13 protein-coding genes and 1 tRNA gene are annotated in these 14,443 nt (G+C 44.1%); 11 read left to right on the forward strand and 3 right to left on the reverse strand.

What is annotated here, in order from left to right:
• Window positions 1–209: 209 nt before the first annotated feature.
• Complete coding sequence (gene fumC / locus DN068_RS19015; RefSeq protein WP_111000527.1) at window positions 210–1,610, reverse strand: class II fumarate hydratase; 1,401 nt, start codon at window positions 1,608–1,610, stop codon at window positions 210–212.
• Between the two features lie 177 nt (window positions 1,611–1,787).
• Here fumC and DN068_RS19020 point away from each other — a divergent pair, with 177 nt between their 5' ends.
• Window positions 1,788–2,771, forward strand: a complete 984-nt coding sequence (locus DN068_RS19020) for a cytochrome-c peroxidase (protein WP_165836461.1) — start codon at window positions 1,788–1,790, stop codon at window positions 2,769–2,771.
• A 129-nt stretch (window positions 2,772–2,900) separates the two neighbouring features.
• On the forward strand, window positions 2,901–4,583 hold the full coding sequence (locus DN068_RS19025) for a hypothetical protein (protein WP_111000529.1): 1,683 nt from the start codon (window positions 2,901–2,903) through the stop codon (window positions 4,581–4,583).
• A 234-nt stretch (window positions 4,584–4,817) separates the two neighbouring features.
• On the opposite strand, the gene DN068_RS19030 is transcribed toward DN068_RS19025, so the two are convergent.
• Window positions 4,818–5,501 (reverse strand): adenine nucleotide alpha hydrolase, encoded by a 684-nt coding sequence (locus tag DN068_RS19030; RefSeq protein ID WP_165836462.1) that lies wholly within the window; start codon window positions 5,499–5,501, stop codon window positions 4,818–4,820.
• 219 nt (window positions 5,502–5,720) lie between these two features.
• Between DN068_RS19030 and DN068_RS19035 the strand changes: the two genes are divergently transcribed.
• From DN068_RS19035 to DN068_RS19070, 8 genes are all read left to right on the forward strand, one after another.
• A complete protein-coding gene (locus DN068_RS19035) occupies window positions 5,721–6,437 on the forward strand; it encodes an SDR family NAD(P)-dependent oxidoreductase (RefSeq protein ID WP_111000531.1) in 717 nt (238 codons plus the stop codon).
• A gap of 84 nt (window positions 6,438–6,521) precedes the next feature.
• Window positions 6,522–6,704 (forward strand): hypothetical protein, encoded by a 183-nt coding sequence (locus DN068_RS19040; protein WP_111000532.1) that lies wholly within the window; start codon window positions 6,522–6,524, stop codon window positions 6,702–6,704.
• Entirely contained in the window at window positions 6,704–7,075 is a 372-nt protein-coding gene (locus DN068_RS19045; protein WP_111000533.1) for a type II toxin-antitoxin system death-on-curing family toxin, read from the forward strand. The genes DN068_RS19040 and DN068_RS19045 overlap by 1 nt, the downstream gene beginning before the upstream one ends.
• Window positions 7,076–7,161: 86 nt before the next feature.
• Window positions 7,162–9,159, forward strand: a complete 1,998-nt coding sequence (locus DN068_RS19050; protein WP_111000534.1) for a BatD family protein — start codon at window positions 7,162–7,164, stop codon at window positions 9,157–9,159.
• On the forward strand, window positions 9,159–9,905 hold the full coding sequence (locus tag DN068_RS19055; protein ID WP_111000535.1) for a tetratricopeptide repeat protein: 747 nt from the start codon (window positions 9,159–9,161) through the stop codon (window positions 9,903–9,905). The genes DN068_RS19050 and DN068_RS19055 overlap by 1 nt, the downstream gene beginning before the upstream one ends.
• 61 nt (window positions 9,906–9,966) lie before the next feature.
• Window positions 9,967–10,590 carry a polysaccharide deacetylase family protein gene (locus tag DN068_RS19060; protein WP_111000536.1) on the forward strand — a complete coding sequence of 208 codons (624 nt, stop codon included), beginning with the start codon at window positions 9,967–9,969 and terminating at the stop codon, window positions 10,588–10,590.
• 150 nt (window positions 10,591–10,740) lie between these two features.
• Window positions 10,741–11,505 (forward strand): TatD family hydrolase, encoded by a 765-nt coding sequence (locus DN068_RS19065; protein ID WP_111000537.1) that lies wholly within the window; start codon window positions 10,741–10,743, stop codon window positions 11,503–11,505.
• Between the two features lie 33 nt (window positions 11,506–11,538).
• Window positions 11,539–11,625 (forward strand) — tRNA-Ser (locus DN068_RS19070).
• 96 nt (window positions 11,626–11,721) lie between these two features.
• On the opposite strand, the gene DN068_RS19075 is transcribed toward DN068_RS19070, so the two are convergent.
• Window positions 11,722–13,443, reverse strand: coding sequence for a SulP family inorganic anion transporter (locus DN068_RS19075; protein ID WP_111000604.1), 1,722 nt, complete (start codon window positions 13,441–13,443; stop codon window positions 11,722–11,724).
• A gap of 335 nt (window positions 13,444–13,778) precedes the next feature.
• Between DN068_RS19075 and DN068_RS19085 the strand changes: the two genes are divergently transcribed.
• The gene (locus DN068_RS19085; protein ID WP_111000539.1) at window positions 13,779–14,237 is read left to right on the forward strand and encodes a DUF1842 domain-containing protein; all 459 of its coding nucleotides are present in this window, start codon (window positions 13,779–13,781) and stop codon (window positions 14,235–14,237) included.
• The last annotated feature ends 206 nt before the right edge of the window (window positions 14,238–14,443 follow it).

The following is a 14,443-nucleotide window of genomic DNA, read 5'->3' on the forward strand; positions in this document are numbered from 1 at the left end:
ATTTTCATACCAATTTTCTATTCTATTCAACTAATTAGAACCCAAACACTGACAGCGTTTTCTTAATGCAAATCAACATTTACCAGATTATGCCATTCTTCGTTTTTAAACTCACTAAACGTGAAAATATTTTTTTTGAACAAGTCCGATATAAAAAACAAAAGCCTCCCGAAAAATTCCGAGAGGCTTTTGTTATCATTTAAATGACCTTAGTTCAGTTCACCCACCATGTCTTTCGGAACAACCCATTCATCAAATTGTTCTGGTGTAACATAACCAAGGTCAACTGCTGTTTGTTTCAGCGTCTTGCCTTGTTTATGCGCAGTCTGTGCAATTTCTGCGGCTTTGTAGTAACCGATTTTTGTATTCAGCGCAGTTACCAGCATCAGTGAATTGTTTACGTGCTCACGGATATTTTCTTCGATTGGTTCGATACCTACCGCACATTTATCGTTGAAGCTTACACAACCTTCGCCGATCAAACGTGCACTGTGCAGGAAGTTGAAGATCATCACCGGTTTGAATACGTTCAGTTCGAAATGACCTGTTGCACCGCCAATATTGATCGCAACATCGTTACCCATTACCTGAGCAGCAATCATTGTCAACGCTTCACATTGTGTCGGATTTACTTTACCTGGCATGATAGAAGAACCTGGTTCGTTGTCCGGAATGTGGATTTCGCCAATACCAGCGCGCGGTCCAGAGCTCAACATACGAACATCGTTCGCGATTTTCATCAGGCTTACCGCAACTGTTTTCAGCGCACCGTGTGCTTCTACGATTGCATCGTGCGCAGCCAGTGATTCAAATTTATTTTCAGCAGTTACAAATGGCAGACCAGTCAGCTCTGCGATTTTTTCTGCAACTTTTACATCATAACCTTTTGGCGTGTTGATGCCAGTACCAACGGCTGTACCACCCAGCGCCAGTTCGCTCAGGTGCGCCAGCGTGTTGTTGATCGCACGCAGACCGTGATCGAGCTGAGATACATAACCGCTGATTTCCTGACCCAGTGTAAGCGGCGTAGCATCCATAAAGTGCGTACGGCCGATTTTCACCACGTGCATGTATTCTTTAGATTTCGCAGCCAGTGTGTCACGCAGTTTTTTGATACCAGGAATGGTAACATCAATCAACATTTTGTAAGCTGCAATGTGCATTGCTGTTGGGAAAGTATCATTCGAAGACTGTGATTTATTCACATCATCGTTCGGGTGAACGAATTTGTCTTTATCAGTCAGCTGGCCACCGTGAATCACGTGTGCACGGTAAGCAACCACTTCGTTTACGTTCATGTTAGACTGCGTACCCGAACCTGTCTGCCAAACTACCAACGGAAATTCATTGTCCAGCTTGCCTTCCAGAATTTCATCACAAACCTGACCGATCAGTGCTGATTTTTCAGCTGCGAGAACACCGAGTTCAGTGTTTGTCAATGCTGCAGCTTTTTTCAGGTAGGCAAATGCACGGATGATTTCTTTTGGCATCTTGTTGATGTCCTGTGCAATCTTGAAGTTTTCAATAGATCGCTGAGTTTGCGCACCATAATACGCTGTGGCAGGCACTTTCACCTCGCCCATCGTGTCTTTTTCAATACGGAAATCCATGACTTTTATTTTAATTGAAGTTAATTTGGTGAATGGTCAATCGTGAATGGTGAATATGGGACGGGAAATGAGTGAATTGACCATTCACCATTGACCATTCACCAGACCCGTTTCGCGGGGACAAAGGTAATTCTTACTGTTTATTCTCCTTTAATAATCTCCGTTCAATTTATGGGAATGCCCAAACATCCGGTTTTCTATCATATTTTTGCGCCCGTGAGGCAGTTTTCCGTCATTTTATCATTAATAGTTTTGGTTTGTATCGGCATGGCGTTTAATAAAGCGCCTAAAATACATGCGGCTGATTTAGGTAAAATGCTGTTTTTTGATCCGATCCTTTCCAGAGACAGTTCCATAAGTTGCGGATCCTGCCATAGGCCTGAATTTGCCTTTGCCGATACTGTTCCGTTTAGTAAAGGCGTGCATGGCCATTTAGGTAAAAGAAACGCTCCGTCTGTAATGAATATGAGCGATCGCTCCTCGTTTTTCTGGGACGGTAGAGCCGCCACACTAGCCGAACAGGCACTTTTCCCCATTGCGGATACCAATGAGATGAATCTTCCTGTTATTACTGCAGTAAAAAGACTCAATCAAAGTAAAAAATACCGCAACCTGTTTTATTCCATTTTCAAACAATTGCCTAATAAACATAATTTAGGCTTAGCGCTCGCTGCTTTTGAGAAAACACTCGAAACTTCCAATACGCCCAACGACCGCTGGATTGCAGACTTGCCGAATGGCATGACGGAGCAGCAAGTTCGTGGCCGGGATATTTTCAGGGTAAAAGGAAAATGCTTCGAATGCCATTTTTCTCCGGATTTTACTGGCGATGAATTTCGCAGCATTGGTTTATTTAACGGTAAACAGTGGAATGATTCGGGCAGATATATGATTACGCACAATGTTGCTGACATCAGTAAATTTAAAGTTCTGGGCCTCCGAAACGTAGCTATGACAGCGCCTTATATGCATGATGGCAGTTTTAAAACGCTGCGCGAAGTCATCGACTATTATAATGATCCGCAAGCATTTATAGGCGATGGTCTCAACCGCGATTCTGTCTTATCCAAACCGCTGGGTCTTACCGAACAAGAGAAACAAGATCTGGAAGCGTTTCTGCACGCGCTGACAGATGACCGCTTCGCAGGATCAATACGTTAAAACGTTAATAGGTTAATACGTCAATACGCGCCCAAATTAACCATTTGCCAATTTAACCAAATCCCTTTATTGGGGATTTGGGTTATCAAGTTGCCGAATTAATTTAGCGCCACATTCTAAAAAATAAAAATGAGAAAACTCTCTATCCTGCTATTGGCATTGTGCAGCCTGGCAGTATCTACCACACATGCACAGGTTTCAAAAGTAGAAGTAAGCACTCCTTTTGACGAGCCGGAAGATGGCTGGAATAAAGTACTTCAACTTAAAAATGGCAATACGTTCTTTTTCCATTTCACCAATAAAGATGGCATCGAAGTAACGGTCTACAATAAACAGAGAAATCTGGTAGCCACTCGTGAACTCACCAGCGAACTCTGGGAGCCGAAAAAAATGAAACATTCGGTGATTGAAGGCTTGTATGAAATAGGCGGACAACCGGTTATTTTCCTGCAGCAGCAAATCGACCGCACACCTTCTTTGTTCCGAATAAAATTGGATGCGAATACGGGCGAAATAGCTGGCGAAAAACTCATCAGCACGCTGGATCGCTACCCTACCGGAGCTTCCTGGGCTATGAAATATGGCAGGGTTGAAGAAGAGGATTTCTTCGTGGAAAAAGACCCGCGTTCTGATTGCTATGCAGTAGTCAACTTCAATTCTTTTGCCGAAAGCAACAAACGTCTGGAGATTATGCACTACGACGGCAGCGAAGGCAAACACAAGATCATCAACCGCGCATTTTATAACTCACCGGAAGGTCAATTTAAGTATCTGCGCTATATCGGCATGACTGTTGACGGGCCTTACAATGTATTTATGTGTACCTATGGATTTAACCACAAAAATGATATGGGCAACGATTCCCGCGTCATCATGTCTCGCCTGAAAACAGAAAATGGCAGTCCGGTATTTACACACAATCTGCTTGCATTTAGCGAAGACTTTCGCGAGACAAGAGGCATCATGCAGTACAATAAGGGTACAAACATGCTGCAACTGATGACGCTGACTTATCTGAAATCCAAAGGAGGAGGATTCAGCCCTTTCAACACCAGCGAAAGAAAAAGCTACTACCTCACATTAATGAGCTTCATTGATCCGGAAAGTCTGACGATTGCCTATACAAAACCAATTGTAGGTGAAAAAATAGACGCAGATCTGCACCAGCAATTTGAGCACACAAGTGCATTTCACGGCTTACCACAACAAATGATCATTAACCGCGACAATACAACAACGGTTTTGATGGAAGAGATGGAAACCACAACGGTTACTAACAATGTGGGCAGTGTGGTTTCCCAGACAACGACCCTGGGAAATATCGGTGTAGCTGAACTGAACGAAAAAGGCAGTGAAGATGATGGGCACGTAATTCTGAAAGTCCAATCCTGCAAAGGCATTTACGATCCGCTTTACCTCAGCGAAAAAAGCAAAGGCAAATGGTCTTATCGCGGTAACGGTGCTACGTTTAATAATAACGCGTTTCTCTCGTTTGACTATCTGAATACCGACAACAATAAATACGTTCTGTTTAACGACTATCCATCTAACTACGCGCGCGAGCAGGACGGAAAAAGAAGACGCAAAACTGTAACAACAATCAGCGGTGCAAATACAATGTGTTATAAAATGCAGAACGGCAAAATTTCTCGCTTCTTCGTTTTCGGCACACCGCAAGATGACGACCAAACCAAATTCTGTTACGTGGAGTCTTCTCATTTTTCAAAAGAGACAAATACCTATGCAACACTGATGATGGAAAAAAATGGCCGCGACAAACAAGCGCGGATTGCATGGGTAACGTTCCAATAAAATAATACAGACCCCATCCCTAAAGGGAGTCTCAACGCGAGTAACTGGTCAAAAATAAACAGACCATTTACTCGCGTTTGTCATGCTGAGCGGAGTCGAAGCACCCACTGGCGTCAGTGTTCCGAAGGGGCACTGGGGTCTATAAATTCTGCCAGTTTAAAACTGGCACATAACTAGCAGTTGAAGCAATAACAGAAGCGAAGGACGCATCGGAAGCTCTCCTCCTCGGAGGAGCTAGAGCAGGCATAAATCCAGAAAATAAAATCCCCAGCTGTTTTCTTCTGTTTTGTATTCTTTATATACGACTTCGCCTTCAACGATTGGAATAGGCGAAGAAAAAAACGGCGCGTTATAAACAAATGTGTGAAACTCTCCGTTTTCTCCACATGGGTCCACATTGGCAGGAAGATCGTTCAATAAAGACGCATCAATCTTACGACCAATAAATTCACGTCCCAATTTTTGAGCATCCACGCAAACAATCTTTGCCTCAATACCCGTTGCCGCTACCAGTTGCACCAATTCCCGCGTATCTTTTTTCCAGAGTGGAAATACCGGCGCAATATCTAATTGTTGTAATTGCGCTTCGCGATAAGCTTTCAGGTCTTCCAGAAAAATATCACCGAAAGCTGCAGCCTGAACGCCTTCTTCTTTTAATTGCTGCAAAGTTTCGAGCATTGCATTTTTGTACAGACTATCATCCGGATGTGCCGGCAATTTTACTTTCTTCAACGGCAAACCCATCCGTTGCGCCTGTGCTTCCAGCAATGATTCTCTAATTCCATGCATAAAAATGCGTTCTTGCTCCGCATTAATTGTCGTAAGCAAATGCGACACATAATAAGATTCATTACCAGACAAAAGATGATAGGCCATTGCTGCATCTTTCCCTGAGCTCCAGTTCAATACCGTATTCATGGTGCTAAAATAATAAAAGCCGCCTCTAACTCCTCTTTGGAGGAGAGCTCCCAATGCAGATAATTGTATCATCAATTAATCTTTCGACTGATTTAACCCTTTAGCTGCTTAATCAATCGATTTTTTGACGTTTCACCTACCCACAATTGACAGCTCACCACTCAGTTTTGACTTTTGATTTTTGACTTTTGACTTTTCCATTTAATTTGCCTGTACGAAATGAAGAAGAATATGCAATATGCCGTTGTTACAGGAGCCACGCAAGGTATTGGGAAAGCAATCGCGGAAAGATTGCTGAAAGAAGGGTTTTCTGTTGCCATTTGTGCACGCAGCGAGCAGGATTTAACAGTTTTGCAAAACGAATGGAGCGCGCAATATCCAGCGGCAAAGGTCCTTTGCATAGCGGCAGACTTTACGAAACAAGAAGACGTGACGATGTTTTCAGCAAAGGTCACTGAAGCCTTTCCGCAGGTAGATATCCTGATCAATAACGCGGGAATTTTTATTCCGGGATTGCTGGCCGAAGAACCGGAAGGCTTGCTGGAAACACTGATGCAGGTTAATCTGTACAGCGCCTATCATCTCACGCGGGCTTTGTTACCAGACATGAAAGCGAAACGCACCGGACATATCTTCAACATGTGTTCTGTAGCGAGTTTGAAATCGTACCCAAATGGCGGATCGTACAGTATTACTAAATATGCGTTGCTCGGATTTTCTGAAAACTTACGGGAAGAATTGAAAAACGACAATATTAAAGTGACTTCTATCTGCCCGGGTGCTACCAATAGCAGATCTTGGGAAGGCAGTGGCATTCCGGCAGACAGAATTATGTCGTCTGAGGATGTAGCCAATATGCTCTGGGCAACATACACGCTTTCGGCACAAGCTGACGTAGAACTGCTGGTAATGCGACCGGTGAAAGGAGATCTTTAAAACAATGCAATAATGTGAAGAATGTGGTAAATACAATCCTTCGACTACACGCTAAAAGAGTTTTTGAATTTTGAATTTTGATTTATGAATGTAAAGCAAGCAGCAATCGACGAACTCATGAAATTGGAGGATGAGGCAGCACTCCGGGAAATTTTGGATCATCTGAAACGATTGAATCATTCAGCTGATTCGGGAAAAGATATACAGTCTATTTTTGAACGGGCTGCCAGTCAATATGGAAATACACTCAAAAAACTGGCCGAATAATGATCACAAAAGAAGATGTATTACAACTGCACACGTTGTCGATCGAGCATTACGGCGGCAGTCATGGCGTCCGTGATACCGGCATGATGGAATCGGCAGTGAACCGTCCATATCAGGAATTTGAGACGCAACCGCTCTATCCAACGGCTATTGACCAGGCAGCAGCCATATTTGAAAGCATGATTGCCAATCATCCATTCATAGACGGCAATAAACGCACCGGCCTGCTGGCAATGTTTGCGTTATTAGATATGAACGGCATCCGGCTCAGTGCTTCTGAGGAAAATATGTATCAGTTTACAATAGATGTGGCTACCGGAAAAATGGATGTAGACGAGATTGCGAGCTGGCTTTCAGAAAATACTTACTGATTCCCGTCTGTTTTAACTTATCTTTTATGTCAAAGCTCCTATTTCAAGAGCTTTGATTTTTATTTTTGTGATGTTCCAAACAAAACATGAAACATTTTAAACATTTAGCGGGTATTTTCTTTGCAGGAGTATTGCTGCTGCTCGCGCACCTATCGTCTTACGCGCAGGAGTTCGTCTTTTCTGCTAATGTCAGCGCTCAGAAAATGGGCGTTCAGGATCAGATTCAGGTTACCTATACCGTAACCAACATGCAGAAGCAGGCACAATTTATAGCACCAGCTTTCAACGATTTTATCGTTCTGGGTGGTCCTTCGCAGATGCAAAGTAACAACACCACTGTTGTCGGCAATAAAATGGTGCAGACAACCAGTGTTAGCCTGACCTATCTGGTACAACCGAAACATACAGGTTCGCTTACAGTGCCTGCGGCAATGCTCAAAGACAATGAGGGGCATACTTACCAGTCGAACGCCGTGAAAGTAGACGTGGTAAAGGGAAGCCTGGCAGCACAACAACGTCAGCAAGATCCGTTTGATGATCCTTTTTTCCAGGATCCGTTTGCTCAACTGCGCCAAATGCAAGCCCAGCAGCAGCAGGCACGCCAGCAGCGTCAGCAACAGCCGCAGCAAGCTCCACAGCCTGCAAATCCTGCAGATCTCAGCAAGGATTTATTCATCAAAGTACAGGTAGATAAGGAAAAAGTACGTGTTGGCGAACAGGTAACGACGAGCTACAAACTGTATTCCCGCATTCCAATGCAGATGCAAATTTCCAAACTACCTTCACTCAATGGTTTCTGGACACAGGATTTTCAACTTCCAAGAGATGCAAAACCGGTTGAAGAAACTGTAAATGGCAAAAAATACCAGGTTTTCACGCTGAAAAAATCGGCACTTTTTCCCCAGCAGGCAGGCACGTTGACTTTAGATCCTGCAGAAGCAGAAGGCATGGCGCGTATCGTGCAACAGACACGTCAGCGCAATCCATTTGCCGATATGTTTGATGATCCTTTTTTCCAGCAGGCATTCGGTGGCAGCCTTATGATGAATGATCCGATGTTTAATAACGGTTTTTTCAACCAGCTTGCTTACCAGGATGTACCTGTTCATATAAAAAGTACACCGATAAAAATTACAGTCCTGCCGCTTCCTGATAAAGACAAACCTGCGGGCTACGGCAACGCAGTGGGCAATTTCACGATCAGTGGCAAACTGGATAAAACAGAAATGACCACAGATGACGCGGCCAATTTTGTACTCAATATTACCGGCAGCGGTAACCTGAAACTGATTGAAACACCAACATTAAATTTACCTAACGGACTGGAATCTTACGATCCGATTGTAGTCGATACGATCACTGGTCGCACCACGACCATTCAGGGTTCTAAAATCATTACATATCCGCTGGCTGCACGTACGCCGGGCGATTATGAAATTCCGTCGATTGTTTTTTCGTTCTTTAATCCGCAGACCGGCACCTACGCTACGCTCCATACAGATCCAATCCAGTTGCACGTAAAACAGGGTAAACATTATAATCCTGCTATCGCAAATAAAACAGCACTTACAGATCTGCATCCGATTGAAACAAATACGATGCATAAACTTTCTTACAACAGCAAACCATTAGTGTTTACAGTTGGCTACTGGTCAATGTACGCATTACCTCTGCTGGCTTTCGTAGGATTACTTGGATGGAAACGCCGTGATGAAGAACTGTCGAAAGATATGGTGAAACTGAAAAACCGAAAGGCCAATAAAGTGGCGCTGAAACGTCTGACGACTGCACAAAAACTGCTGCAGCAACAGAAACACCAGGCATTCTACGAAGAAGTAGCAAAAGCGATCTGGCTTTATCTCAGTGATAAACTCAATATTCCGCTTTCGGCTTTATCTAAAGAAACAGCAGCAGAAGCGCTAGACCGAAAACAAATTCCGGCTGAACTGCAAGGCCAGATAAACACTGTCGTAGATGAATGCGCCGCAGCTTTGTACGCACCTTCCGGCGGATCAAAACAAATGAACCAGACTTACCAGCAAGCCATTGACATCATCAGCAAACTGGAAGAAAACTTTAAATAATGAACCGAATTCTCAGCATATTATTCTTCGTTTTTTGCAGCGTTGTATGTTTCGCGAGTGCGGACATAAATCCGGTCTGGCAGAAAGCGAATAATTTTTACCAACAAAAACAATACGACAGCGCTATTGTTTATTATCAGCAACTGGCAGCTTCGCAACCCACTAATGCACCACTATACTACAATCTGGGCAATGCATTTTACCGGAGCAATAAAGTAGGCGCAGCGGTACTCAATTTTGAACGTGCCCTCCGCATTGATCCAGACTACTCAGCCGCCGCGGATAATCTCACACTTACGCAAAGCCGTATCGCAAATAAGATTACTCCGATACCGGAAATATTTTTCGTAAGCTGGTGGAAAAATTTTACCGGCGCGACGCACGCGAATGCCACCGCAATGATCAGTTTATTGCTGTTTATTGTCCTGATCGGTATCTTGTTGCTGAACCGTTTTCAGAAACCTCAATGGCTGCGCGGTCAAATGATTGGCGGTTTGGCGGTAATCTGGTTGTGTTCACTCATCATCTCCATACAGTCAGCTGTAAATGCACATTCACGTGACGCCGCAGTAGTCATGCAAAGCGATGCGCCGATGATGACGAGCAACCAGCAAACAAAAACACAAAGCCTGATTCCGGAAGGCACTACCGTTAAAATCGTTTCAGTAAAATCAGGATGGATTGAAGTGCAGTTGCCCGACGGCCGCACCGGATGGCTGGTAGAAACAGCACTGGAGCGTATATGAGGATAACGCAGCTGATTGTGATAGAATATGGTAATTTTGTGTTGGTCAAATTGTGATTTGTATGGCTTTCGTAAAAATGCCCTGGTACCTCAAGATATTGTTTCCGCGAGGTCTTACATGGAAAATTCCGAAAGGAAATAAACCGACGGTTTACCTGACATTTGACGACGGTCCGCACCCTACAATTACACCGTTTGTACTCGATCGTTTGCAACAGCACGACGCAAAAGCTACTTTCTTTTGTATTGGTAAAAATGTAGTAGAACACCCGGAGGTATACCAACGTATTTTAGACGAAGGACATACTGTTGGCAATCATACGCAAAACCACAAGAATGGCTGGAAAACGGATACAGACGAATACATTCGCAATATCATAGAAGCCGCAAAGCATATCGACAGCAAATTGTTTCGTCCGCCATATGGACGCATCAAATATCCGCAGGCGAAATTTTTGTTACAGGCAAATCCGCCGTGGAAGATCATTATGTGGGGTGTACTCAGTGAGGATTATGACCAGCAGATTACACCCGAACAATGTTTAAAAAACGTACTCATGCATATTGAACCCGGATCTATCGTTGTATTTCACGACAGCGAAAAAGCCTGGGACCGCCTGAGCTACGCATTACCAAGGGTATTGCAGTTTTGTAAGGAAAAAAACTGGACAACAGGCCTACTCTAGCTCCTCCGAAGGACGAGAACACCCATCGCAAAGGCAACTCTTATTATTATGTTTCGACTCCGCTCAACATGATAAATGCGAGCAAGACAAATATTGCGAACTCACAACTCACCACTCACTTTTAGCTTTTGAATTTTGACTTTTTAGAAAATGACATTAGTAGATACACATACACACTTATACGACGAACAGCTGACGGCTGATCCGCAGCAGATACAACGCGCTATTGAGGCCGGCGTCACCAAAATGTACATGCCAAATTGCGATAGTAGTACGATTGAAGGCATGCTGGCAATGGAAACAGCATATCCCCAAAATTGTTTTCCGATGATGGGATTGCATCCGGTTTACGTAAAAGAAAACTACAAAGATGAACTCACCATTGTGGAAAACTGGCTGAGTAAACGAAAATTTGCCGGCGTTGGTGAAATAGGATTGGATTACTATTGGGATAAGACCTTTGTACCGCAGCAGAAAGAGGCTTTTGAACAACAGATCGACTGGGCGCTGCAATATGATCTTCCTATCATCATCCACAGTCGCGAATCGACCGCAGATTGTATTGAGATCGTTCGCAAGAAACAAAACGGTAAGCTGCGTGGCATTTTCCATTGTTTTAGCGGCACATTGGAAGAAGCAAAACAAATTCAGGAGCTGGGATTTTATCTGGGCATCGGCGGTGTCGTCACTTTTAAGAAAAGTACCCTACCGGAAATTGTTCGTGAAATGCCTTTGGAAACTTTGGTGCTGGAAACAGATGCGCCTTATCTGGCGCCGGTTCCGTACCGCGGCAAACGTAATGAAAGCAGTTATATTCCCCTCATCGCGATGACTATCGCCACCATCAAACAGGTAGGTCTGGATGAAATTTCTGCGATCACAAATAAAAATGCCGAAAAAATATTCTCTATGTAAAAATGATTTTACTATTTTTGCAGCCCTCAACCAGGAGACGTGTCCGAGTGGTTGAAGGAGCACGCCTGGAAAGTGTGTATACGGGAAACTGTATCGCGAGTTCGAATCTCGCCGTCTCCGCTGAAAAGCAAAACGCTGCAAGTGAAATACTTGCAGCGTTTTTTTATGTCTTTAACATATCATCTTGGAACCGTGGCACGCTACGGCTCTACAATATCAAAACTTAAAATCAATCTTATATTTTTCCACATAATCATCCACAGCGGCACCGATCGTAGGATAAAAAATGTCCGTTCCCAAAACTGGTAATAACTCAAAACGTTTGAGTTTGTCTTTGACTGGATCTTTCATCTCGGCAAGATGTAACTCAATTCCGGATTCATCCAATGCTTTTTTCAATTCAATGAGCATATCCGCAGAAGTTACATCTACGCTGGTAACAGGTTCTGCGGCGACAATTACTTGTTTCACCGGGGTTGGAGACGCTGCTATCGCGTTAATCACTTCTTTCTGAAAACGTGCTGCGTTTGCAAAAAACAATGGCGCATCCCAGCGGAACAATAGCAATCCAGGAATCAATCGCGCATCTGGATATCGCTTTAGATCATGATAACCTCTTATCCCTGTTACACGCCCCAGCACGGCATGATGCGGGCGCCATCCATCCCACAGAAATTCTATTACAGCGATGACTATTGCCAATCCTATACCTGTGACGGCACCAAAGACAGCAACGCCCAAAAAGCAGACGATCGATAACCAGAATTCCCATTGCTGAATACGAAAAATCCGCCGGAGGTCACCAATTTCAAAAAGCCCGATAGCCGAAGAAATTACAACCGCTGCAAGAGCACTATTAGGTAAGTGCTTTAATAGATCAGCTCCGAACAATAACAATAGTGCTACAGAAACCGCACCAACAACGCCGGTAAGCTGCGTTTTTGCTCCTGATGCTTCTGCAACAGGCGTACGGGAAGAACTACTGCTGACTGGAAATCCCTGAAAAAAGCCAGCCGCAAAATTTGCAGCACCCAAACCAATCATCTCCTGATTCGGATCAACATGCATCTTGGTTTTAATGGCATAAATGCGAGACAATACACTGGTGTCTGCAAAAGCTACCAAAGCAACCGCGCATCCACCGATGACCACATCCTGCATATCCGTCCAGGGGATAATTGGTAAAGTAAAAGCCGGTAACCCTTGCGGCAGTGATCCCAAAACCTTCACTCCCCAATTCTCCCCAAGATGAAAAATACCGGTTACTATCGTTGCACTGATAACCGCCAATAAAATTCCAGGCACACGTTTATAGCGTTTTAGAAACATGATAATTGCCAGCGTGCTAAAACCAATTATCGTAGCAGCCAGATTTACTTTCCCCTCAACAATGGAACGGCCAATGGAAATAGTATTTCTAAGCGGTCCGCTGCTGTCTATGGAAAACCCCAGCATTTTCGGAAGCTGACTTATGAGCACAGTGAGTGCAATCCCGTTCATATAACCATAGCGAATAGGCTTCGAAAGCAGATCTGTAATAAATCCCAATCGCAACAAACCAGCGGCAATGCATACAGTACCAGTTACCAACGCCATCATGCCTGCCAGTGCTATAGCTTTTGCAGGATCGCCCGCCGACAATGGAAGCAAAACAGCAAGAATAATTGCAGCGAGGGATGAATCAGGACCTAATACCATAATACGACTCGGACCAAACAGCGCATAAGCAAGGAGCGGTATGATCGTAGCATACAGCCCGCAAATGCCTGGCAATCCCGATGCCTCAGCATACGCAATACCAACGGGCACCAACATAGTGGTAAGTACCAACCCTGCTGTGACATCACTTGTAAGCCACGACAATTTATAATTGAGGAAAGCTTGAAGACCAGGAAGCCATCGTCTCCAGCCGTTTGCGGATGAGGGTGTCGGTTTCATTAACTGTTCTGGTTTTATGAGCAATACTTGAACATTCAGTTGCTTTCGACCACACATTAATCCAAATCGAATCAAACCTTAAGTTAATAAAAAACTATGGTATGTTATTTTCTTCAAATGCATATATACCCGCCGATGCTATCAGGAGAAGTAGCATGCTACATCCCCACGCTATGAGTACAAAATACAAAGAACCAGTTTTTCTCCTCCCCCAACCCCGCAGAAATACCTGTATTCTAAATCCGGTAGATTTGCGCAGCTGATGATCATCGATATGGATCATTTTTGTGTGGAGATCTCAACCAAATATTCTTTCACCAAAAACAATTATCATCATGGCCAATACAGCCACGGCTACTACTCACGTAGCTCAATCCTCTGCAACCGCCCACATCGGTCTTTTCCCACTGGCACTGCAAATCGGTAGCGGTGCTCCAGGCGCTCAAAAATTTGATGTACACCTGTTAGTAAATACACCTGACGAAACTATAACTGGTTTCGGCAATATCACACAGGCTACTAACCCGCCACTGAACATCAACACCAAACTGGAAGGTACTTTCACATACATGACGGTAATGCCTAAAAACACCAGCGTACTCATCATGGCTAAAGGCTACCCGGTAATTAACTGGCCTGCTCATGGCGGTATCGGTCCGGTGCTGATGCCAATCGTGGATCTGCAAATCGTTCTGGAAAACGGTTGGGGTTCAGGTGTTGCTAATTACAAATATCAGGACGCAAACGGCACCTGGCATTCTGTTCAGGATGTTCCTGTGAAAATGTTGTCCTAAGCATAAAGTCTGTCTGGCAGGGATTAATCCCAGCCACTCATTAGCATGATTTAAAAATGAACACAGCAAGACGCCGCCTTTCCAGGTGGCGTTTCTTTATGCCCCATTTATCCCATCCCTTAAGGGAGCCTTAGCGCAAGTAATTTTTTACCCTTTGCACTGAGCGTTGGTGCTGCTATAAAACTTTGTTGCGTCGCACTCTTCAA

The organism is Taibaiella soli (genome assembly GCF_003236175.1).
Lineage (GTDB): Bacteria > Bacteroidota > Bacteroidia > Chitinophagales > Chitinophagaceae > QKTW01.

Coding starts and splice junctions, on each gene's coding strand:
- fumC (WP_111000527.1), bottom strand. CDS start 1,610: ATGGATTTCCGTATTGAAAAAGACACGATGGGCGAGGTGAAAGTGCCT.
- DN068_RS19020 (WP_165836461.1), top strand. CDS start 1,788: ATGCCCAAACATCCGGTTTTCTATCATATTTTTGCGCCCGTGAGGCAG.
- DN068_RS19025 (WP_111000529.1), top strand. CDS start 2,901: ATGAGAAAACTCTCTATCCTGCTATTGGCATTGTGCAGCCTGGCAGTA.
- DN068_RS19030 (WP_165836462.1), bottom strand. CDS start 5,501: ATGAATACGGTATTGAACTGGAGCTCAGGGAAAGATGCAGCAATGGCC.
- DN068_RS19035 (WP_111000531.1), top strand. CDS start 5,721: ATGAAGAAGAATATGCAATATGCCGTTGTTACAGGAGCCACGCAAGGT.
- DN068_RS19040 (WP_111000532.1), top strand. CDS start 6,522: ATGAATGTAAAGCAAGCAGCAATCGACGAACTCATGAAATTGGAGGAT.
- DN068_RS19045 (WP_111000533.1), top strand. CDS start 6,704: ATGATCACAAAAGAAGATGTATTACAACTGCACACGTTGTCGATCGAG.
- DN068_RS19050 (WP_111000534.1), top strand. CDS start 7,162: ATGAAACATTTTAAACATTTAGCGGGTATTTTCTTTGCAGGAGTATTG.
- DN068_RS19055 (WP_111000535.1), top strand. CDS start 9,159: ATGAACCGAATTCTCAGCATATTATTCTTCGTTTTTTGCAGCGTTGTA.
- DN068_RS19060 (WP_111000536.1), top strand. CDS start 9,967: ATGGCTTTCGTAAAAATGCCCTGGTACCTCAAGATATTGTTTCCGCGA.
- DN068_RS19065 (WP_111000537.1), top strand. CDS start 10,741: ATGACATTAGTAGATACACATACACACTTATACGACGAACAGCTGACG.
- DN068_RS19075 (WP_111000604.1), bottom strand. CDS start 13,443: ATGAAACCGACACCCTCATCCGCAAACGGCTGGAGACGATGGCTTCCT.
- DN068_RS19085 (WP_111000539.1), top strand. CDS start 13,779: ATGGCCAATACAGCCACGGCTACTACTCACGTAGCTCAATCCTCTGCA.